The following is a 20,401-nucleotide window of genomic DNA, read 5'->3' on the forward strand; positions in this document are numbered from 1 at the left end:
CACGGCGCTTAGCATGGTTGACCGTGTCGTCCTCCACCACCGCCCCCGGATCCAGCGCCCTGACCGAAGCGGGCCCCCTCTCCCTCTGCGAGCGCGAGCCGCACGTCCCCGCGGACCGGCTGGTCGCCGAGATGGTGCCGCCGCCACGCTTCGACTCGGTCCGCTTCTCGACGTACATACCGGACCCGAACCAGCCCAGCCAGACCGAGGCCGTCACGGCCCTGGAGGGCTTCGCGGCCGGGCTCGGCGGGGCGCACGCCTCCGGCGCGGGCCGGCGCGGCTTCCTCGGCTTCGGCCGCGCCAAGGCACCCAAGGCTCCGGCGGGCCCCCGCGGCGTCTACCTCGACGGCGGCTACGGCGTCGGCAAGACCCACCTGCTCGCCTCCCTGTGGCACGCCACCCCCGCCGAGCCCTCCCGCAAGGCGTTCGGCACCTTCGTGGAGCTGACCAACCTGGTCGGCGCCCTCGGCTTCCAGCAGACCGTGCGCACCCTGTCCGAGCACCGGCTGCTGTGCATCGACGAGTTCGAGCTGGACGACCCGGGCGACACGGTGCTCGTCTCGACACTGCTCGGCAAGCTGGTCGAGGCCGGTGTCGCGCTCGCCGCCACCTCCAACACGCTGCCCGGCAAGCTGGGCGAGGGCCGGTTCGCGGCCGCCGACTTCCTGCGCGAGATCCAGGGCCTGTCCGCGCACTTCCGCGCCCTGCGCATCGACGGCGAGGACTACCGCCACCGGGGCCTGCCCGAGGCCCCGGCGCCGTTCACCGACGAGCAGGTGGCCAAGGCCGCGTACGCCACCGAGGGCGCCTCCCTCGACGACTTCCCGCACCTGCTGGACCACCTGGCCAAGGTGCACCCGAGCCGGTACGGCGCGCTGACCGACGGCCTGAGGGCGGTCTGCCTCACCGATGTGCGCCCGGTGCCGGACCAGTCGACGGCGTTGCGTCTGGTGGTGCTCGCGGACCGGCTCTACGACCGCGAGGTGCCGGTGATGGCGTCCGGGCTGCCGTTCGACAAGCTGTTCAGCGAGGAGATGCTGAACGGCGGCTACCGCAAGAAGTACTTCCGCGCGATATCCCGCCTCACCGCGCTCGCCCGGGACGCGAAGGGGCTCGCCGGCTCCTGACCGGGGCTCCATCCCCCCATAGGGTGAATTACCACCCTTGGGGGGCTTTGCCGCGCTAATGTCTTTCTTGACCTTCCATTGACCAATGGTTGGCTCGCGCGAGAGGCATGGACGGCCCCCTATGCAGCCCCTCATCGACAACGCCCGCAACTTCGGACACCGCCCCGAGGAGTTCGCCCGGCTCGCCGCCGGCCAGTCCCCGCAGGTCCTGTTCATCACCTGCTCCGACTCCCGGGTCGTCCCGGCCCTGATCACCGGCGCCCGCCCCGGCCAGCTGTTCGAGCTGCGCACAGCGGGCAACATCGTCCCGCCGCACACCTCCACCCACCCCACCAGCGAGGCCGCCACCATCGAGTACGCGGTGGAGGTGCTCGGCGTCCGGGACATCGTGGTCTGCGGCCACTCGCACTGCGGCGCGGTCGGCGCGCTGGTGCGGGGCGACGACCTGACCGCCGTACCGGCCGTGCGCGACTGGCTGGCGCACGCCGCGCCGCGCCCGTCCGGCGCGCCGGAGGATCCGGAGGTCGCCGAGGCCGTGCAGTGCCATGTGCTGACCCAGCTGCTGCGGCTGCGCTCCTACCCGTGCGTGGAGCGGGGACTCGCGGAGGGCCGGCTGGGGCTGCACGGCTGGTACTACGAGGTGCACACCGGCGCGGTGCGGGCCCACCGGGCGGAGACCGACACCTTCGAATCGCTCTGATCCGTTCGGACCAAAAAAGGCATATCGTTGCATCAACGGATGAAATTAATGAATCAGACCTCTGTGTGAGGAGGTCGTCATGGTCCCGGAGCTGACGGGGGCGATCGTCGCGCTGATCTGCGTCGCCCTGGTGTACATGGGGATGGCCGCCCGCGTCGTCAAGCAGTACGAACGCGGGGTGCTGTTCCGGCTCGGCCGGGTCGCCGGTGACGTACGGCCGCCGGGTCTCACGCTGATCATTCCCATCGTGGACCGGCTGGCGAAGGTCAACATGCAGATCGTCACGCTGCCCATCCCCGCCCAGGAGGGCATCACCCGCGACAACGTCACCGTGCGGGTGGACGCGGTCGTCTACTTCCGGGTGGTCGACGCGACGAGCGCGCTGATCAAGGTCGAGGACTACAAGTTCGCCGTCTCGCAGATGGCGCAGACCTCGCTGCGCTCGATCATCGGCAAGAGCGACCTGGACGATCTGCTCTCCAACCGCGAGAAGCTCAACCAGGGTCTGGAGCTGATGATCGACAGCCCGGCCGTGGGCTGGGGCGTCCAGGTCGACCGGGTCGAGATCAAGGACGTCTCGCTGCCCGACACGATGAAGCGGTCCATGGCCCGCCAGGCCGAGGCGGACCGGGAGCGCCGGGCCCGGATCATCAACGCCGACGCCGAGCTCCAGGCGTCCAAGAAGCTCGCCGAGGCCGCCCAGCAGATGTCCGGCACCCCGGCCGCGCTCCAGCTGCGCCTGCTCCAGACGGTGATGGCCGTCTCGGCGGAGAAGAACTCCACGCTGGTCCTGCCGATCCCGGTGGAGCTGCTGCACTTCCTGGAGCGGGGCAACCGGGACGACGCGCCCGCCGCCGGCGGTGCGGCGCACCGGGCCCCCGAGCCGGGCCCCAAGGAGATCGCCCCTCAGGAGTCGGCCTCCGCGACCGCCCCCGAGGAGACCGCCACGAACGGCGGCCGGACACGGACCCCGGACCTCGCCCCCGACCGGGCACCGGGCCCGGACCTCAACGGCGCACCAGGCCCCGGCCCCGAGATCGGCCGCCACCTCGCGCCGAACCCCGGCACGGGCCCCCGCCCCGACTAGATTGCCGGGCATGCGCAGAAGCCTGGCGATCGCGGCGGTCGCCCTGACCGCCGCCACGGGCTGCGGAGGCGGCACCGGCGACGCGTCCGGTGCCGCCTCCCCGGCACGCACGGCAAGGACCCCGGCCGCACCCGCCGCCCGCCACCTCACGGTGACGAGCACGGCGTACCCCGACGGCGGCACCGTCCCCCGCCGCTTCACCTGCGACGGCGCGGACGTCTCACCCCCGCTCGCCTTCTCCGGGGTGCCCGCGGGCACCCGCTCCCTGGCCGTGACGGTGCGGGACCTCGACGCGCCGGGCGGTACGTTCACCCACTGGCTGATCTGGGACATCGACGCCGGCACCCGCCGGCTGTCCGCCGGGGCGCACCCGCGGGGCGCCGTCGAGGGCCGCAACGGCTTCGGGAGGACCGGCTACGGCGGCCCCTGCCCGCCGCACGGGGACCACCCGCACCACTACGTCCTCACCGTCTACGCGGCCGACCGCCGCCCGCCGCTCTCCCCCGCGGCGTCCGCCGGCGCCTCCCCCGACGACCTGCGGCGCGCCCTGTCCGGCCACACCCTCGCCACGGGCACCCTGACCGGCCGCTACGGCCGCTGAGCCGCTTTGGGCAGGCGTGTCCGGGGCCGGGCGGCGCACCATCGAAGGACTCCGAGCCGGAAGGGACGCCCGTGCCGAAACGAGATCTGCGGGAACTGCTGCGCCTCCCGGCGGGCGGGAGCGTCGACCTGGCCGCGCACGACCCGGCGGCCACGCCGGGCGCCCCCGGCGGCAAGACCGCCGTGCTCGCCGACGCCGAGCGCATGGGCGGGGAACTGGCCGGGCTCCAGGAACGGCTGTGGGCGGCGGGCACCGCGGGCGACCGGCGCCGGGTCCTGCTGGTGCTCCAGGGGATGGACACCAGCGGCAAGGGCGGCACGGTCAAGCATGTGATCGGCCACCTCAACCCCTCGGGCTGCCGTATCCGCGCCTTCAAGGCGCCCACCGCCGAGGAGCTGCGGCACGACTTCCTGTGGCGGGTGCGGCGGGCGCTCCCGGAGCCCGGTGAGATCGGCATCTTCGACCGCTCGCACTACGAGGACGTCCTGGTCGCCCGCGTCCGACAGCTGGTCCCGCCCGCCGCCGTCGGCGGCCGCTACGGCCGGATCAACGACTTCGAGCGCGCCCTCGCCGAGGACGGCGTGACCGTGGTCAAGTGCTTCCTCCATCTGTCCTACGAGGAGCAGCGCCGCCGGCTGCTGCGCCGCCTCGACCGCCCGGACAAGCGCTGGAAGTTCGCGCCCTCCGACATCGACGAGCGCGCCCTGTGGCCCGCCTACCAGGAGGCGTACGAGCTGGCACTGGAACACTGCGCCACCCCGCCCTGGTACGTGGTCCCCGCCGATCACAAGTGGTACCGGAACTGGGCCGTCGGCCGTCTGCTCCTCGAACACCTGCGGGAACTGGATCCCGAGTACCCGCGGTTCCCGTTCGATCTGGCCGAGTGCCGCGAGCGGCTGCTGAGGGAGACGTGACCCGACCGCCGCGCGGGTGACCGTACCGCCGCGCCACGGAACATATCGCCATACAAACGGTCAATCAGTTCTACGTTCGTACGGTGATCCCACTAGCACGCCGTATTACCGCCGTCTGTGCCCTGGGCGCGGCTCTCGCCGCCTGCGGAACCGCGGGCCCCACGGGCAGCACCCGCCCGGCCCCGGCCAAGTCCCCCGTCTCCGCCTCCCCGTCCGCCACCCGTCCGCCCGTGCTCGCCCCGGGCCCCGGCGGCCTCACCCCGGTCTTCGAGCACGGCCCGCGCACCATGGGCAAGATCGTGGCGTTCACCTTCGACGCCGACATGACCGCAGACGAAGGCCCCCGCGCCGCCGCCGGCGAGCACTTCGACAACCCCGGCCTGATCGGCGCCCTGCACACGCTGAAGGTGCCCGCGACCATCTTCATGACCGGCAAGTGGGCCGAGCAGTACCCGGACGAGGCCCGCAGCCTCGGGGGCGACCCGCAGTTCGAGGTCGCCAACCACTCCTACAGCCACTACGCGTTCACCCCGAGCTGCTACGGCCTGCCGACCATGGGCGTGGCCCAGGCCGGCGCGGACGTCGAGCGGGCCTACACGGCCTTCCACAAGGCGGGCCTGCGCAACGTGCTGCCGTACTTCCGCTTCCCCGGCGGCTGCTACGACCAGAAGTCGCTGCGCGCGCTCAGCGGGCTCGGGATGACCGCGATCCAGTGGGACGTGGTGAGCGGGGACGCGTTCGCGACGGACGCCGACGCGGTGGCCAAGCAGGTGCTGGACGGGGTCCGGCCCGGCTCGGTGGTCATCATGCACTGCACCCGCAGCGCCGCCCCCACCACCGAGCAGGTCGTACGCACCGTCGTACCGGAGCTGCGCAAGCGCGGCTACACGTTCGTGAAGGTCTCCCGGATGATCGCCGCGAGCCAGGGCCGCCGCTGACGGTCAGGGCGCCCTGCGGGCGGTGAGCGCGCAGGCCGCGGCGAAGGCCGCGGCCGCCAGCAGGGCCGCCCCGGCCAGCGGCAGCAGCGGCACCGGCACCCGGCCGGACTGCGAACCGGTGACCAGGCCGCTGACCGCGGCCTGCGCCGGGGAGCCCGCGAGCACCGTCGCCAGCAGCGCGCCCAGCAGCATCGCCGGGACCGCGCGCCCGGCCGAGCGCAGCAGTGGCCAGTGGGTGAGCGCGCCGACGGCCGCGCCGAGCAGCGCGCAGGCGTACGCGGCCGCCAGTCCGGCCGCGCCGGCGGCCGGGCGCGCCACCCTGACCTGGGCACCGTCGCTCGCCGGGTCGCTGATCAGGGTGACGACGAGCGTCGCCGCCGTGCCGAGGACGGCCGCCGCGAGCAGCGCCGTGAGCAGACAGGCGAGGTGCGCCCGCGCGGGTCCGTGCGGCGCGGCCACGACGGCACGGGCCGCGGGCGGCTCCCCGGTGACACAGATCCGCACGAGCCAGGCGGCCACCGGCAGCAGCCCGGCGGCCGCGTACCCGAGCGAGTCCAGCACGGGCTGCCCGGCCTGCACCCCGATCGCGAGGAAAGCGGCGTACAGGATCAGCGGAGCCGGCCACCGCTGCGAGCGCAGCAGCAGTTCGACGTGGTAACGCAGGAGTGCGCTCATGCCCGGCTCCCGGGGTCGAGGGGTGGTGCGACGCTGACGACGTGCCAGGGCGGGCGGGCGGCGAGCAGGGTGCGCAGCAGGACGTCGGAGCGGGAGGCGGGGACGGTCAGCCGGTGGCGGCCGGAGTCCGTCTCCTCGGCGGTGCTGACCAGCCGTGCCGCGTCGGGCGGCAACCGCGCGCCGGCCGCCCCCCGCACCACCACGACGGTGTGCGGTCCGAGGCCCGTACCGTCACCGCCCGTACGGGCCTTGAGCCCGCCGTCGACCAGGGTGTACGTCGCGTCCGGCGCCCCCGCCAGCCGTCGTGGGTCGTGGTCCACGAAGACGACGGCGCCGCCCGCGGCGGTCCGTTCGGCCACCGCCCGTTCCAGCTCGTCCCGCGCCTCGGCGTCGAGCCCGGTCCACGCCTCGTCCAGGACCAGCAACTCGGGGTCGGCGAGCAGGGCCTGCGCCACGGCGACCTTCTGGCTGCCGCCCTTGGACAGCCGCGCCATCGGCGTGCCGGCGTACGCGGCCGCCCCGAACCGTTCCAGCCAGGCCGCGGCCGCTCGGGCGGCCGACCCGCGGGACAGGCCGTGTACGGTGCCGAGCCGGGTCAGGTAGCCGGCGGCCGTGAAGGGCAGCACGGACGGGAACCGCTCCGGCACATAAGCCGTGCGGGGGCGGCCGGTGACCCGGCCCTCGCTGGGCGCGTCGAGCCGGGCCAGCAGGCGCAGCAGGGTGGACTTCCCGGTGCCGTTCGCCCCCTCGACACGGGTCAGGGTGCCGGGGGCGATGGCGAGGTCGACGCCTCGTAACACCCAGGGGCCGCGGCCGCCGTAGCGGCGGCCCACGGCATTCAGTCGCAGGTCACGGTGCATGGGGCCATTCTTCTTCAGGCGGCCCGCCGGGCGGTGGCGGTCCTCGCGGTCCGGGACGCGCGCCGGTCGCGTGCCGGTCGCACGCTGTAGGACGCGCAGGGCGGGGCGCGCGTTGCGGACGCGCGTTGATCGGCACGGGCGCGGCTTCGTAGGGTGGCCCCTCGTGAGCGATGTTCCGATCCCCGCCGAGAACCCCCCTGCGTCCGCGCGCGACGAGGCCCCGCAGTACGTGCTGCCCCTCGTCGTCCGCCTCGAACGCGACACGCCGCCCGCCCGTACCGACGCCCTGGAGACGTCCGCGCGGGCGGTCCTGACGCTGCTGGGCGACGAACGGGCCCTCGGGGACGGCGAGTGGGCCGAGGCCGTACGGAACTGGGAGGACGCCCGGATCCGCAAGGTGGTCCGGCGGGCCCGGGGCGCCGAGTGGCGGCGGGCCGGGACGCTGCCGGGGATCACGGTGACCGGCCGGACCGCGGAGGTACGGGTGTTCCCGCCGATCCCCCTGGACGGCTGGCCCAAGGACCTGGCCAAGCTCCAGGTCTCCGGCACCGAACTGGACGACCCGGAGCCGCCGTCGGAGACCGACCGCACCGCCCCCGTCCTGTGGCTCAACCCGGACCTCGTGATGTCCGCGGGCAAGACCATGGCCCAGACCGGCCACGCCGCCCAGCTCGCCTGGTGGGCCCTGCCGGGCGCGGCCCGCACCGCCTGGCGCGCCGCCGGCCACCCCCTCTCCGTCCGCACCGCCACCCCCGCCGAATGGACCCGGCTGACGCACAGCGGACTGCCGGTGGTCCGCGATGCCGGTTTCACCGAGATCGCCCCGAATTCGTGCACGGTGGTGGCGGATCATCCGGCGCTGCGCTGACACGGGAACCACGGCGGGGGCACCGGGAACCGGGGCGCGGAGGACCGTCGGCACGCCCCTGGGCATCCCCGCCTTCCGGCGGTTCATGGCGGCGAACCTCATCTCGGCGACCGGGTCCGCGATGGCGCCGCTCGCGCTCGCCTACGCGGTGCTCGAGGAGGGCGGAGGGGCCGGTCCGCTCGGGCTCGTGCTCGCGGTGGGCACCGTGCCCACGATCCTGTTCCTGCTCATGGGCGGCCTGTTCGCGGACCGGCTGTCGCGGAGCCGGATGCTGTTCCTCGGGAATCTGACGGCGGCGGGCGCGCAGGGGGTGCTGGCCGTCACCGTGGCCACGGGGCACGCGACGACGGCGTCGATCGCGGTGTGCGGCTTCGTGTCGGGGACGGCGGCGGCGTTCATCGTCCCGGCCGCACAGGGCGCCGTCGCGCAGATCGTCCCCGAGGAGCACCTCCAGCGGGCCAACGCGTTGCTCAGGCTGCCGGGCAACGCGGTGAAGGTGCTGGGCCCGGTCGCCGGCGGTTTCGTCGTCGCCATGAGCGGCGCGTCCTGGGCGCTGGCCTTCGACGCGTGCACGTTCGCCGGCGCGGCCGTCCTGCTGCTGGGCCTGCGCCTGGCCGTGCCGCCCGCCGCGGCCGGTGGTGTCCTGGCCGACCTGCGGGCCGGCTGGACGGGGTTCTGGTCCCGTACCTGGCTGTGGACGTACACGGCCGCCGGGACCGTCCTCGTCGCCGCGTGGCTGGCGGGCTTCCAGCTCCTCGGCCCCCTGGTCGCCGCCCACAGGTACGCCGGGGCGCGCGACTGGGGCCTGGTGCAGGCGGCCTTCTCCTGCGGCCTGCTGGCGGGAACCCTGGTGTGCCTGCGGTGGAAGCCGTACCGGCTGCTCGCGGTCGCGGTCGCCGCGGGCGGTGTGCTCGCGCTTCCCCCGGCGGCCCTGGCCTGGGGCCTGCCGCTGCCGTTCGTCCTCGCGGCCGCCTTCCTGGCGGGGGCCGGGCTCGATGTCGCGGTGGTCGCCTGGACCACCGCGTTCCAGCAGCACGTGCCCTCGGCGGAACAGGGCCGCATGAGCGCGTTCAACGGTGTCGGCGAACGGCTCGCCATCCCTCTCGGCTATCTCGTCACCGCCCTCGCGGCCCGCGCGTGGAGCAGCCGGGGGGCGCTGCTGGCCTGCGCCGCGCTGATCGTCGCGGCGACCGCGCTCAATCTCTGCGTCCCGGATCTGCACCGCGTCAACCGGCTCACGCGGGACACCCGCCCGGCCTGAACCTCAAATGTTGCTCTGAAGACGGCCGGGCGGGGTTCGCGGCGGGTCGGCGGGGTCATGTACGACGCGTGCGCCGGGGGGCGAGGAGGGGGACAGGCCATGGGGAGACTGGGGACCGGGATCGGCTGGCGGCCGGAGATCGCGGGGGCCGTGGAGCGGATGCCCGGGATCGACTGGGTGGAGGTCGTGGCGGAGAACGTCTGCCCCGGCCATCTCCCCGAGTCGCTGGGCAGGTTGCGGGAGCGCGGGGTGACCGTGGTGCCGCACGGTGTCTCCCTCGGGCTCGGCGGGGCGCAGCGGCCCGACGCCGGCCGGCTCGCGGCGCTCGCCGAACGCGCTCAGGCGCTCGGGTCGCCGCTGGTCACCGAGCACATCGCGTTCGTCCGGGCGGGCGGCGCGCTCACCGCCTCGCCGCCCCTGGAGGCCGGTCATCTGCTGCCCGTGCCGCGTACCCGGGACGCGCTCGACGTGCTCTGCGAGAACGTGCGCATCGCCCAGGACGCGCTGCCGGTGCCGCTCGCCGTGGAGAACATCGCCGCGCTGTTCTCCTGGCCGGGTGAGGAACTGACCGAGGGGCAGTTCCTGTACGAGCTGGCCGAGCGGACCGGCGTACGGCTGCTCGTCGACGTGGCCAACCTGCACACCAACCACGTCAACCGCGGCGAGGACCCGGCCGAGGCGCTGGCCGGACTGCCGCTGGAGGCGGTCGCCTACGTCCATGTCGCGGGCGGCGTCGAGCGCGACGGCGTGTGGCACGACAGCCACGCGCATCCGGTGCCGGAGGCGGTGCTCGGCATCCTGGGCGACCTCGCCTCCCGGGCCGCGCCGCCCGGCGTCCTGCTGGAACGCGACGAGAACTTCCCCGAACCGGAGGAACTGGAGCGGGAGTTGGCGGCGATCCGGAAGGTGGTGGAGGGCGGGCGACGGGTGGACGTACAGGCGCGGCCCGTCGTCTCCCCGGTGCGCGCGGGCTCCGCGAACGCCGACGACGCCGAGGACACCCGGCAGCGGCTCGGGGTCGCGCAGGCCGCCGTGCTGTCCTGCCTGGTGGCCGGGACGCCCGTGCCCGAGGGGTTCGACCGGGTACGGCTGGGGACGCAGGCGCGGGCACTCGCCGCGAAGCGCGCGGACGTGGTGGCGAAGGTGGCCCCGGAGCTGCCGGTGCTGCTCGGGGCCTCGTACCGGCCGGCGTTCCTGGAGTACGCGCGTCAGCGGCCGATGGGTGCGGGGTACCGGCGGGACGCGCTGGACTTCGCCGCGTTCCTGCTGGCCGGGAAGCGGCCGGACCTCCCGCGGCGGAGGCTGCGGGAGTGGTGGCTGGACCGCTGCGGCCCGGCGCCGCGGGGGCGGCTGGCGCGGGCGGCGCGGAGAGTGCTGCCGGGGCGGGGCTGAACCGGCGGAACGCGATCCGCATGTGAAAAATCCTGGCGCCCGCGCCGTCCCCTGGCATACAAAACACCTCATGTTCTGGCTCCTCCTCCTGCTCCTCGCCTGGGCGTTCACCGGTACGGCCTGCGTTCGCCTCTGTCTCGCGGCGGTGCGCGCCGCGGCCACGGACACGGGCCCCGCGGCGGAGGCCGGAGACCACGAGCTGACCCTGTACGAGGCCGCCTTCCTGTCCGGCGGACCCCAGCGCGTCGCCGACGTCACCCTCCTGTCCATGGCCCGCCAACGGCGGCTCCACCTCGCCCACACCGGCTGGGCCACCGTCGTGGACCCGCACGGCCGGGACGAGATCGAGCGGTCCGTCATCGGGGCGATCGGCCCGGAAGGCCAGTCCCGCATCGCACCGGTACGCACCCGCGCCGCCCGCACCGACGCCGTACGGCGCCTCGCCGACCGCCTCGTGCGCAGCGGCCTCGCCGTCCCCGACGCCGCGGGCCCCACCGTCGGCACGGCCGTGCGCCAGGTCCGGGCCGCCGCACTCGCCGTGCCGGTCCTGGCCGTCATCGCGCTGCTGCTGCCCGTCCAGGCCGACACCTCACGCCTGATGGTCGGCCTGTGGTTCCTGCTTCCGTTCACGCTGTCGCTGAGCTGTCTGGCCATAGCCCGCTTCGAGGTGCACCCGTACTCGCCGTGGGCCTCCCCCGCCGGGCAGCGCCTGCTGGGCGCGCTGCTGCGGCGGCGCTCCGGTGCCGAGCCGTCGTTCCTCACCTGCGTCGCGCTGCGCGGCATCCGCGCGATCGGCGAACCGGAGCTGCGCGCGGCCTTCGCCCACCGCGACGCGCCACACCGGGAGTAGGGGGCGCATCGGGGTGCCGGCGGCCGACACCGCCCGTGCGGTGCTTGCCTTCCGCGGTGGCGGAACGAAACATCCCTGGTGTTCGCGGCCGTGACCGAAGGGATGCTGGATGAAAGCCGTCGCCCTCTGCTCGGCCGCCGCCCTGCTGCTGACCACCCCGGCCACCGCCCCGGCGGACGGCGCGCGGAGCCCGTCCGGCGCCGCCGAACTCCGGGGCACCGTCGTCGCCGCGCTCCGCGCCCGCGCCACCGGCATCCACTACGGCGCATGTGACCCCGCCGAGGTGCCACCCGTCCCGCACTCCCCCGCCGGTCTGCGCTGCGGCACCGTCTCCGTCCCCCTCGACTACGCGCACCCCGACGGGAAGCGGATCGGACTCACCGTCAGCCGCACCCCGGCCACCGGGAAGGACGGCGAGCGGGCGGTCCCCCGGCAGGGCGCCCTCGTCTACGACCCCGGCGGCCCGGGAGCCTCGGGCATGTACTTCGCGCTGGCCGGCACCCTGCCCGCCTGGAAGCGGATCGCCGCCGCGTACGACCTGGTCGGCTACGCCCCGCGCGGGGTGGGCCGCTCCGCGCCGCTGTCCTGCGAGGACCCGAAGCGGTTCGGCAGGGCGCCCAGCCTGGCGCCGACGCGGCCCTCGGAGCCGTACAAACGCCGGCGAGTGGCGCAGGCGAAGGCGTACGCCCGCGGCTGCGCCCGGCGTTCGGGCCCCGGGCTGCGCTTCTTCAACTCCCTGAACAACGCGCGGGACCTGGAGGTGCTGCGGGCCGCGCTGGGCGAGGACCGGCTGACGTTCATGGGCGCGTCGTACGGCACCTACTTCGGCTCGCTGTACGCGGCGATGTTCCCCTCCCACGTGCGCCGGATGGTGCTGGACGCGGCGGTGAACCCGGATCCGGAGCAGATCTGGTACCGCGGCAACCTCGCCCAGTCCGCCGCGTTCGAGCGGCGCTGGGCGGACCTGAAGGGCTGGATCGCCCGGCACGACGACGTCTACCGGCTCGGCGACACGCCGCGGAAGGTGCAGGGCGCCTACGACACGGCGGCCGCGCGGCTCGCCCGGCGGCCGGCGGGCGGGAAGGCCGGACCGGGCCAGTTGCAGAACGCGTTCCTGACGGCCGGGTACTCCGACAGCTACTGGCCGAGCCGGGCCGCCGCCCTCTCCGCCTATCTGCACGGCGATCCGAAGCCGCTGGCCGAACTGGCCTCGCCGGACCCCGGGTCGGCCGCCGCGGCGGAGAACGGCAGCGCCGTCTACACGGCCGTCGAGTGCAATGACGCGCCCTGGCCGACGAGTTGGGCGGTGTGGGACCGGGACAACACCCGGCTGGCCCGCGTCGCGCCCTTCGAGACCTGGGACAACGCGTGGATGAACCTGCCGTGCGCCTACTGGCCGGCACCCCGGCAGCGGCCCCTGGACGTGCGCACCGGGCCCGGCGCGCTGCCCCCGGTGCTGATCCTGGCGGCCGAACGGGACGCGGCCGCGCCGTACTCGGGGGCCCTGGAGATGAACCGGCGGCTGGCCGGCTCCCTGCTGGTGACCGAGCGCGGCGCGGGCACTCACGGCATCGGCGGCGGCCCCAACAGGTGCGTCGACGGCTACCTGGACGACTACCTGCTGACGGGCCGCCTCCCGGCGCGGAACGCGTCCTGCGCGCCCCGCGCCGAACCCGAGCCCGGCCCGGAGCCGACGGCGGGCTGAGCCCTACGCCAGCCCCGCCACCAGGTCCGCCACGTCCTTGCGGCGGCCCGTGTAGAACGGGACCTCCTCACGGACGTGCATCCGGGCCTCGGAGCCGCGCAGGTGGCGCATGAGGTCGACGATGCGGGACAGCTCGTTCGCCTCGAAGGCGAGGATCCACTCGTAGTCGCCCAGCGAGAACGAGGCGACCGTGTTGGCGCGCACGTCCGGGAATCCGCGGGCCATCTTGCCGTGGTCGGCGAGCATGCGGCGGCGGTCCTCGTCGGGCAGCAGGTACCAGTCGTACGAGCGCACGAAGGGGTAGACGCTCACGTAGTCGCGGGGCGTCTCGTCGGCGAGGAACGCCGGGATGTGCGAGCGGTTGAACTCGGCCGGACGGTGCAGCGCCATGTTGGACCACACCGGCTCCAGCGCGCGGCCCAGCCTGGTGCGGCGGAAGAGGCTGTACGCCTCCTGGAGCTGGTCGCTGGTCTCCGCGTGCCACCAGATCATCACGTCGGCGTCGGCCCGCATACCGGACAGGTCGTAGGTGCCGCGGATCGTCACGTCCTTGGCGGCGAGCTGGTCGAACAGCTCCTGGACCTCGTCGGCGTAGCCCGCGCGGTCGGCCGGCAGCACGTCCTTCAGCTTGAAGACCGACCACAGGGTGTAGCGGATGACATCGTTCAGGTCCTTGGCCAGCTTGCCCTTGTTGGGGATCCTGCCGGACTCGGTGGTGGGGGCGTCGTCACTCATGGTTCCTATTCTCCTGCTCCGCCGTGGAGGCTCTGCACCGGGTGGGCCGTCAGCTCCTCGACCCCGCGCAGATCACCGGACAGCTGGTCGACGGCCGCGTTGGCGCTCGCGACGCAGGCGGGGATGCCCACGCCGTCGTACTGCGCGCCGCAGACCGCGAGGGCCGGAAGGGCGGCGATGTGCTCGCGGACGCGCGCCACGCGCGCGTGGTGCCCGACCGGGTACTGGGGCAGCCCGTCGGTCCAGCGGGTGACCCGGGTCTCGACGGGCGCGGCCTCGATGCCGACGGCCTCGCGGAGGTCGTGCCGGGACACCTCGACCAGGCCGGCGTCGTCCCGGCCGAGGACCGCCGTCTCGCCGTGCCGCCCGACCGAGGTGCGCAGGACGACCGTGTCAGGGTCCTCGTCGGCGATCCAGCCCCACTTCTGGGAGGCGAACGTGGCGGCCTTGATGGTGCGTCCGTCGACCGGCGGCACCAGGAAGCCGCTGCCCTCGGGCAGGGACAGGTCGGCGCGCCGGTAGGCGAGGGTGATCAGGGCCATCGAGGCGTACTCGACGGCGGCCAGCTCGGCGGCGGCCGCCGGGGACTCGGGGCGCAGCAGCCGGGCCGCGGCCGGTGCGGGTACGGCGACCACCACGGCGTCGGCGTGCAGCCGCTGTCCGGCCGCGGTGACCCGCCAGCCGCCCGCGGCGTCCCGGCGCAGCTCGGTGACGGGCGCCCCGGTGCGGATCTCGCCGCCGCGCGCCCGGACGGAGTCGGCGACCGCGAGCGGCAGGGTGCCCACGCCGCCCTCGATGCCCATGAACACGGGCCCGGCCTGCTGAGCCGCGGCCGCCCTGGCCTGGATCTCGCGGACGCCCTCGGTCAGGGAGGCGTGCGCGCGGGCGGCCTGGAAGAGCTGGGGGACGGCGGAACGCATCGAGATGCGATACGCGTCGCCCGCGTACACCCCGCCGAGCAGGGGTTCGACGAGACGGTCCACGACCTCGCGGCCGAGGCGCGCCGCCACGTATTCCCCCACCGCGACGTCGACGCCGACCTCGGTGCGGGGCAGGACGGTGTCCTGCTCGATACGGGCCAGGCCGTCCGCGGACAGGACGCCGGCGAGCGCGGCGGCGGTGCCGGGCACGCCCATCACATGGCCCTTGGGCATGGGGCGCAGCGCGCCGCGGGTCCAGATGGCGGCGCTCGCGACGGCGGGGGTCCGGAGCCGGTCGCCGAGGCCGACCTCGCGGGCGAGGGCCACGGCCTCGGGGCGGCGGGCGAGCATCGACTCGGCGCCGAGGTCGACCCGGACGCCCGCGATCCCGCCGGGCAGCAGCTTGCCGCCGACCCGCTCGGACGCCTCCAGCACCGTCACCCGGGCCCCGCGCTCCAGCAGCCGGTGGGCGGCGGCCAGACCGGCGATGCCGGCTCCGATGACGACGGCGTGCACCGGACTCGTACCCCTTGCGCTCATGGTCCCCACTCTCTCAGACCGCGCCGACGGCGCTGACAGGGCCGTAGGTCCCGCGCCGCGACGCCGTCAGGACCCTCTAGCGTGTCCCCATGAGCACGCATCAGGGGCGGGAGCGGCTGGTCGTCGTCGGCGGGGACGCCGCGGGCATGTCGGCGGCTTCGCAGGCGCGGCGCCAAAAGGGGCCCGGGGAACTGGAGATCGTGGCGTTCGAGCGGGGTCACTTCACCTCGTTCTCCGCGTGCGGCATCCCCTACTGGGTCGGCGGCGCCGTGCCCGAGCGGGACGACCTGATCGCCCGCACCCCCGAGGAGCACCGCGCCCGGGGCATCGACCTGCGGCTGCGCACCGAGGTCACGGAGATCGACGTGGCGGGGCAGCGGGTACGCGCGCGGGACGTGGATTCCGGCGCCGAGTCATGGACGTCGTACGACAAGCTGGTGATCGCCACGGGTGCCCGTCCGGTCCGTCCCGAGCTGCCCGGCGCGGACGCCCCCGGGGTGCACGGCGTGCAGACCCTGGACGACGGGCAGGCGCTGATCGACACGCTGGCCCGCGCGAAGGGCCGGCGCGCGGTCGTCGTGGGCGCCGGGTACATCGGCGTGGAGATGGCCGAGGCGCTGATCGACCGGGGCTTCGAGGTGACGGTCGTCAACCGCGGCGAGCAGCCCATGTCGACCCTCGATCCGGACATGGGCCGCCTGGTGCACCGCGCCATGGAGGGGCTCGGCATCACCATGGTGAACGACGCCGAGGTCACCAAGATCCTCACCGGCGAGGGCGGCCGGGTCCGCGCGGTGGCCACCCAGCACGCCGAGTACCCGGCCGACGTGGTGGTCCTCGGCATCGGCGTGCGCCCCGAGACCGGCCTCGCACGCGCCGCCGGGCTGCCGCTCGGCGCCCACGGCGGGCTGCTCACCGACCTGGCCATGCGGGTGCGCGGCCACGGGAACATCTGGGCGGGCGGCGACTGCGTGGAGGTGCTGAACCTGGTCTCGGGGCAGGAGCAGTACGTCCCGCTGGGCACCCACGCCAACAAGCACGGCCAGGTCATCGGCACCAACGCGGGCGGCGGCCACGCCACCTTCCCGGGCGTGGTCGGCACGGCGGTCAGCAAGGTCTGCGACCTGGAGATCGCCCGCACCGGTCTGCGCGAGAAGGACGCGCACCGGGTGGGCCTCACGTTCGAGGCGGTCACCATCGAGTCCACCAGCCGGGCCGGCTACTACCCGGGGGCCTCCCCGATGACCGTCAAGATGCTCGCCGAGCGCCGCACCGGACGGCTGCTGGGCGTGCAGATCGTGGGGCGGGAGGGCGCGGCCAAGCGGGTGGACATCGCGGCGGTGGCGCTGACCGCGCGGCTGACGGTGGAGCAGATGACCGCCCTGGACCTCGGCTACGCGCCGCCGTTCTCGCCGGTGTGGGACCCGGTCCTGGTGGCCGCGCGCAAGGCGGCGCGGAAGGTACCCGGGAACTGACCCGGAGCCGACCGATGCGGGGACCGGCACGCGGGCCGGGCGGGGACGGCCGATTGGCCGGGATCCGGCCGGGCACTACTCCTGTGTGGTCATCCCCGTCCATGACATCAACCCGGTGCGCCGCACCCCCTGGGTGACGTACGCCCTGATCATCGCGAACGTCCTGGTGTTCCTCTCGACGCCCGGCATGCCCGGCTCCCTGGCCGGCGGCGAGAGCCTCGCCCAGCTGTGCCATCTGGAGGCCTTCATGGACCGCTTCGCGGCGGTCCCGACGGAGCTGGTGCACGGCCGGATCCCGCAACTGGTGCCGACGGGCCAGGTGGGCGTCGGCCCGCACGGCCCCGGATGCGTGGTGGCCCCGCGCGGCTTCCACAAGTCGGCGCCGCTGTCGGTGTTCACGGCGATGTTCGTGCACGGCAGCTGGCTGCACCTGCTGGGCAACATGCTGTTCCTGCTGATCTTCGGCAACAACGTCGAGGACCGGATGGGTCACATCCGCTTCTTCGTCTTCTACGTCGTCTGCGGCTACGCGGCCGGGTACGGCTTCGCGCTGCTGAACGCCGGTTCGAGCGACCCGCTGATCGGCGCGTCGGGCGCGATCGCCGGGGTGCTCGGCGCCTACATCGTGCTCTGGCCGAGAGCGCGGGTCTGGGTGCTCGTGCCGTTCCTGGTGTTCCTGCCGCTGCGGCTGCCGGCCTGGCTGGTGCTGGGCTTCTGGTTCGCGCTCCAGGCCGTGTACTCGTCCGGGCAGGGGGTGTCCGACGCGGGGACGGTGGCGTACGTGGCGCACGTGATCGGCTTCCTGGTGGGCCTGTTCATCGCCCTGCCGCTGAAGCCCGGCACCCCGCCCCCGCCAAAGCCGCCCGGCCTGCTGTTCGGCAGGCGCGCGCGGCCCCACTACCAGACCTGGTGAGCGTCAGCGGGCGCTCGCGCCGTGGACGTACTCCGCGAGCCGGGTCAGCGCGTCCGGGTCGGTGCCGGGCATCACACCGTGACCGAGGTTGAAGACGTGGCCCTCGAGACCCGCGGCGGCGTCCAGCACCTCCTGGGCCTTGGCCTCGACGGCGTCCTTGCCGGCGAACAGCACGGTCGGGTCCAGGTTGCCCTGGAGCGCCTTGCCGGGGCCGACGCGGCGGACGGCCTCGTCCAGGGGGACGCGCCAGTCGACGCCGACGACGTCCGCGCCGGCCTCGCCCATCAGACCCAGCAGCTCGCCGGTGCCCACGCCGAAGTGGAGGCGCGGGACGCCGTAGTGCGCGACCGCGTCGAAGACCTTGGCCGAGGCGGGCAGCACCGAGCGCCGGTAGTCGGCGGGGGCGAGCGCGCCGGCCCAGGAGTCGAAGAGCTGCACCGCGGAGGCGCCGGCCTCGATCTGGACCTTGAGGAAGGCGGCCGTGATGCCGGAGAGGCGGTCCAGCAGGTCGGCCCACAGCTCGGGGTCGCCGTACATCATCGCCTTGGCGTTCTCGTACGTCCGCGACGGGCCGCCCTCGACCAGGTAGCTGGCCAGCGTGAAGGGGGCGCCGGCGAAGCCGATCAGCGGGACGGGGCCCAGCTCGCGGGTGAGCATCCCGATGGCCTCGGTGACGTAACCGACGTCCTCGGGGGTGAGATCGCGCAGCCGGGCCAGGTCGGCGCGGGTGCGGATCGGCTGCTCGACGACCGGTCCGACGCCGGGCTTGATGTCGAGGTCGAGGCCGATGGCCTTCAGCGGGACGACGATGTCGCTGTAGTAGATCGCCGCGTCCACGCCGTGCCGGCGCACCGGCTGGAGGGTGATCTCGGTGACCAGCTCGGGCCGCGTGCAGGACTCCAGCATCGGGATGCCCTCGCGTACCTTGCGGTACTCGGGCAGGGAGCGGCCGGCCTGCCGCATGAACCACACGGGGGTGTGGGGCACGGGTTCACGCCTGCACGCCTTGAGGAAGGCGCTGTCGTACGTCGCGGTCGGCTGCTTGCCCCGGGGGGCGTCGTTGGCGGTCACGGGAAAAGTCTCGCATGCGGTGTGGACGGGCCGTGCACAGGCGGCGAGCAAGCGCACGTCGCGGGGTGTCTTGCCTGCGCAGACGCCCGATTCCCCTTACTCTTCCCCGCATGGCTGCGGCTCACGGACACAGGTCGGATGGCGCTGACGGATTGGGCGACGTGAAGGACACCGAGGGGGCGGACCGGCACTCGGGTGCGGCGGGTCCACCGGCGTTCCGGGCCGCGGTCGAGGCCCTGCGCGGCTGCCGGCTGCGCCCGCAGGTCGAGGTGGAGCCGACCCCCGCACCGCAGCGGCTCGCGCCGTACGCGTACGCGCTGGAGGCGGTGGTGCTCGACGGCGAGCAGGAACTGGCCGACGGGCGTCTGGTGCTGCTGCACGACCCGGCCGGGCACGACGCCTGGCGGGGCACGTTCCGGCTGGTGACGCTGGTGCGGGCGGAGCTGGAGCCGGAGATGGCGGCCGATCCGCTGCTGCCGGAGGTGTGCTGGTCCTGGCTGACCGGGGCGCTGGGGGCGCGCGGCCTCGGCTACGGCGAACCGAGCGGCACCGTCACGCGCGCCAGCTCGCACTACTTCGGTGGTCTCGCCGACCGGCCGGCCGCCTCGCAGATCGAGATCCGGGCCTCCTGGACGCCGCGCGAGGGCCGGGGCGGGGTGCCGGACGCGGGCGCCCACCTGACCTCCTGGTGCGATCTGCTGGCCCAGGTCGGCGGGTTGCCGCCGGCCGGTCCCGGCGACACCTCGGTGGTGACGCTGCCGCAGCGCAGGGGTCCGCAGTCCCGGTGAAGTGACGGCGGGTCACGGCCGCCGTCAGCCTCCGGAGTGCCTTGTTGACCATCTCTTTGTCGATACGGCCACATTGTGTACTCGAATCGCATTCGCTCGAACCGATTCGATCTTCGGGTGATCGACCGCGTGTCCGAATTGCACGGATTGTTACTCACTAGATCGTGATCACTCTCTAAAGGCGGACACGTTTGCTGCCGAAGACGACTGTGACCTTGAAAGCACGGTTCGTCCCGGCTTCTTCCCCCACAAGCCGGCCCCGTCCCCCACCCAGGAGGCCTGGTGTCCGTTCTCCTTGAGCAACCCGCAAGCCTGGTCGCCTACCGCCCGAACAAGCCGACCGCCATGGTGGTCGTGGCCGACCCGCGCGTGCGTTCCACCGTCACCCGTCATCTGTGGGCGCTCGGTGTGCGCGATGTGATCGAGGCCTCGTCCATCGCGGAGGCTCGTCCTCGCATCGGCAACCCCCGCGACATCTGCGTCGCCGACGTCCACCTGCCCGACGGCTCCGGCCTGACCCTGCTCTCCGAGACCCGCGCCGCGGGCTGGCCCAACGGGCTCGCCCTCTCCGCGGCCGACGACATCGGCGCGGTCCGCAACGCCCTGGCCGGCGGGGTCAAGGGCTACGTGGTCACCGGCACCCGCACCAACATCGGGCTCCCCACGCGGCCCGGTGCCGCCCCCCTCGGCGGCGCCGCCCGTATGCACCGCCGCCCCCCGGGTGCCCCGAGCCACCCGGGCGGCTACCGCGAACTGTCCGGACGCGAGGTCGAGGTGCTGCGCCTGGTCGCCGAGGGCCAGTCGAACAAGGCGATCGGTGTGTCCATGGGCCTGTCCGCCCTCACCGTGAAGAGCCACCTCGCCCGCATCGCCCGCAAGCTGGGCACCGGCGACCGGGCCGGCATGGTCGCCGTGGCCCTGCGCACCGGAATCATCCACTGACCCCTCCCCCTCCGCCGCCCCCGGCCTCCCCGTCCTCCG

At 74.2% G+C, this 20,401-nt stretch carries 20 protein-coding genes; 15 read left to right on the forward strand and 5 right to left on the reverse strand.

What is annotated here, in order from left to right:
- The first annotated feature begins 23 nt into the window (after window positions 1–23).
- The 6 genes from zapE to VT52_RS11190 all read left to right on the forward strand — a co-directional run bounded on the left by zapE (window position 24) and on the right by VT52_RS11190 (window position 5,367).
- Window positions 24–1,127 (forward strand): cell division protein ZapE, encoded by a 1,104-nt coding sequence (gene zapE / locus VT52_RS11165; RefSeq protein ID WP_046419333.1) that lies wholly within the window; start codon window positions 24–26, stop codon window positions 1,125–1,127.
- Window positions 1,128–1,248: 121 nt separating this feature from the next.
- Window positions 1,249–1,827: a carbonic anhydrase gene (locus VT52_RS11170; protein ID WP_046419335.1), complete on the forward strand. Its 579-nt coding sequence runs from the start codon at window positions 1,249–1,251 to the stop codon at window positions 1,825–1,827.
- A gap of 79 nt (window positions 1,828–1,906) precedes the next feature.
- Window positions 1,907–2,914: a slipin family protein gene (locus tag VT52_RS11175; RefSeq protein WP_046419337.1), complete on the forward strand. Its 1,008-nt coding sequence runs from the start codon at window positions 1,907–1,909 to the stop codon at window positions 2,912–2,914.
- 10 nt (window positions 2,915–2,924) lie between these two features.
- Window positions 2,925–3,515, forward strand: coding sequence for a YbhB/YbcL family Raf kinase inhibitor-like protein (locus tag VT52_RS11180; RefSeq protein ID WP_079174979.1), 591 nt, complete (start codon window positions 2,925–2,927; stop codon window positions 3,513–3,515).
- Window positions 3,516–3,586: 71 nt separating this feature from the next.
- On the forward strand, window positions 3,587–4,429 hold the full coding sequence (locus VT52_RS11185; protein WP_046419339.1) for a PPK2 family polyphosphate kinase: 843 nt from the start codon (window positions 3,587–3,589) through the stop codon (window positions 4,427–4,429).
- A gap of 83 nt (window positions 4,430–4,512) precedes the next feature.
- Window positions 4,513–5,367, forward strand: a complete 855-nt coding sequence (locus VT52_RS11190; RefSeq protein ID WP_046419341.1) for a polysaccharide deacetylase family protein — start codon at window positions 4,513–4,515, stop codon at window positions 5,365–5,367.
- 3 nt (window positions 5,368–5,370) lie between these two features.
- Here the strand turns inward: VT52_RS11190 and VT52_RS11195 are convergent, their stop codons facing one another.
- Entirely contained in the window at window positions 5,371–6,042 is a 672-nt protein-coding gene (locus tag VT52_RS11195; protein ID WP_046419343.1) for a hypothetical protein, read from the reverse strand.
- Complete coding sequence (locus tag VT52_RS11200; protein ID WP_046419345.1) at window positions 6,039–6,902, reverse strand: ABC transporter ATP-binding protein; 864 nt, start codon at window positions 6,900–6,902, stop codon at window positions 6,039–6,041. The genes VT52_RS11195 and VT52_RS11200 overlap by 4 nt, the downstream gene beginning before the upstream one ends.
- A gap of 163 nt (window positions 6,903–7,065) precedes the next feature.
- On the opposite strand from VT52_RS11200, the gene VT52_RS11205 reads away from it, so the two are divergent.
- The 5 genes from VT52_RS11205 (at window position 7,066) to VT52_RS11225 (ending at window position 12,978) form a co-directional block, all read left to right on the forward strand.
- Window positions 7,066–7,770: a peptidyl-tRNA hydrolase gene (locus tag VT52_RS11205; RefSeq protein WP_046419347.1), complete on the forward strand. Its 705-nt coding sequence runs from the start codon at window positions 7,066–7,068 to the stop codon at window positions 7,768–7,770.
- 85 nt (window positions 7,771–7,855) lie between these two features.
- Window positions 7,856–9,031: an MFS transporter gene (locus VT52_RS11210; RefSeq protein WP_046419350.1), complete on the forward strand. Its 1,176-nt coding sequence runs from the start codon at window positions 7,856–7,858 to the stop codon at window positions 9,029–9,031.
- 99 nt (window positions 9,032–9,130) lie between these two features.
- A complete protein-coding gene (locus VT52_RS11215; protein ID WP_046419352.1) occupies window positions 9,131–10,423 on the forward strand; it encodes an MbnB/TglH/ChrH family RiPP precursor modification enzyme in 1,293 nt (430 codons plus the stop codon).
- A gap of 70 nt (window positions 10,424–10,493) precedes the next feature.
- Window positions 10,494–11,273, forward strand: a complete 780-nt coding sequence (locus VT52_RS11220; protein ID WP_046419353.1) for a TIGR04222 domain-containing membrane protein — start codon at window positions 10,494–10,496, stop codon at window positions 11,271–11,273.
- 109 nt (window positions 11,274–11,382) lie between these two features.
- Complete coding sequence (locus VT52_RS11225; protein WP_046419354.1) at window positions 11,383–12,978, forward strand: alpha/beta hydrolase; 1,596 nt, start codon at window positions 11,383–11,385, stop codon at window positions 12,976–12,978.
- A 3-nt stretch (window positions 12,979–12,981) separates the two neighbouring features.
- Here the strand turns inward: VT52_RS11225 and hemQ are convergent, their stop codons facing one another.
- Both hemQ and hemG read right to left on the reverse strand, forming a co-directional pair.
- Window positions 12,982–13,713, reverse strand: coding sequence for a hydrogen peroxide-dependent heme synthase (gene hemQ, locus VT52_RS11230; RefSeq protein ID WP_046419356.1), 732 nt, complete (start codon window positions 13,711–13,713; stop codon window positions 12,982–12,984).
- 5 nt (window positions 13,714–13,718) lie between these two features.
- On the reverse strand, window positions 13,719–15,173 hold the full coding sequence (gene hemG / locus VT52_RS11235) for a protoporphyrinogen oxidase (RefSeq protein ID WP_046419358.1): 1,455 nt from the start codon (window positions 15,171–15,173) through the stop codon (window positions 13,719–13,721).
- An 89-nt stretch (window positions 15,174–15,262) separates the two neighbouring features.
- On the opposite strand from hemG, the gene VT52_RS11240 reads away from it, so the two are divergent.
- On the forward strand, window positions 15,263–16,648 hold the full coding sequence (locus tag VT52_RS11240; protein ID WP_046419360.1) for an FAD-dependent oxidoreductase: 1,386 nt from the start codon (window positions 15,263–15,265) through the stop codon (window positions 16,646–16,648).
- 85 nt (window positions 16,649–16,733) lie between these two features.
- A complete protein-coding gene (locus tag VT52_RS11245; RefSeq protein WP_046419362.1) occupies window positions 16,734–17,561 on the forward strand; it encodes a rhomboid family intramembrane serine protease in 828 nt (275 codons plus the stop codon).
- Window positions 17,562–17,564: 3 nt separating this feature from the next.
- On the opposite strand, the gene hemE is transcribed toward VT52_RS11245, so the two are convergent.
- Window positions 17,565–18,632, reverse strand: a complete 1,068-nt coding sequence (gene hemE / locus VT52_RS11250) for a uroporphyrinogen decarboxylase (RefSeq protein WP_046419365.1) — start codon at window positions 18,630–18,632, stop codon at window positions 17,565–17,567.
- A gap of 110 nt (window positions 18,633–18,742) precedes the next feature.
- Between hemE and VT52_RS11255 the strand changes: the two genes are divergently transcribed.
- Together VT52_RS11255 and VT52_RS11260 are read left to right on the forward strand one after the other, a co-directional pair.
- Entirely contained in the window at window positions 18,743–19,420 is a 678-nt protein-coding gene (locus VT52_RS11255) for a DUF3000 domain-containing protein (protein WP_079174981.1), read from the forward strand.
- A gap of 282 nt (window positions 19,421–19,702) precedes the next feature.
- A complete protein-coding gene (locus tag VT52_RS11260) occupies window positions 19,703–20,362 on the forward strand; it encodes a response regulator transcription factor (protein WP_046419368.1) in 660 nt (219 codons plus the stop codon).
- Window positions 20,363–20,401: the final 39 nt, after the last annotated feature.

The sequence above is a fragment of the Streptomyces malaysiense genome, from assembly GCF_000980885.2.
In the GTDB taxonomy this organism is placed as follows: Bacteria; Actinomycetota; Actinomycetes; order Streptomycetales; family Streptomycetaceae; genus Streptomyces; species Streptomyces malaysiense.

Coding starts and splice junctions, on each gene's coding strand:
- VT52_RS11170 (WP_046419335.1), top strand. CDS start 1,249: ATGCAGCCCCTCATCGACAACGCCCGCAACTTCGGACACCGCCCCGAG.
- VT52_RS11175 (WP_046419337.1), top strand. CDS start 1,907: ATGGTCCCGGAGCTGACGGGGGCGATCGTCGCGCTGATCTGCGTCGCC.
- VT52_RS11180 (WP_079174979.1), top strand. CDS start 2,925: ATGCGCAGAAGCCTGGCGATCGCGGCGGTCGCCCTGACCGCCGCCACG.
- VT52_RS11195 (WP_046419343.1), bottom strand. CDS start 6,042: ATGAGCGCACTCCTGCGTTACCACGTCGAACTGCTGCTGCGCTCGCAG.
- VT52_RS11200 (WP_046419345.1), bottom strand. CDS start 6,902: ATGCACCGTGACCTGCGACTGAATGCCGTGGGCCGCCGCTACGGCGGC.
- VT52_RS11210 (WP_046419350.1), top strand. CDS start 7,856: ATGGCGGCGAACCTCATCTCGGCGACCGGGTCCGCGATGGCGCCGCTC.
- VT52_RS11215 (WP_046419352.1), top strand. CDS start 9,131: ATGGGGAGACTGGGGACCGGGATCGGCTGGCGGCCGGAGATCGCGGGG.
- VT52_RS11220 (WP_046419353.1), top strand. CDS start 10,494: ATGTTCTGGCTCCTCCTCCTGCTCCTCGCCTGGGCGTTCACCGGTACG.
- VT52_RS11225 (WP_046419354.1), top strand. CDS start 11,383: ATGAAAGCCGTCGCCCTCTGCTCGGCCGCCGCCCTGCTGCTGACCACC.
- hemQ (WP_046419356.1), bottom strand. CDS start 13,713: ATGAGTGACGACGCCCCCACCACCGAGTCCGGCAGGATCCCCAACAAG.
- hemG (WP_046419358.1), bottom strand. CDS start 15,173: ATGAGCGCAAGGGGTACGAGTCCGGTGCACGCCGTCGTCATCGGAGCC.
- VT52_RS11240 (WP_046419360.1), top strand. CDS start 15,263: ATGAGCACGCATCAGGGGCGGGAGCGGCTGGTCGTCGTCGGCGGGGAC.
- VT52_RS11255 (WP_079174981.1), top strand. CDS start 18,743: ATGGCTGCGGCTCACGGACACAGGTCGGATGGCGCTGACGGATTGGGC.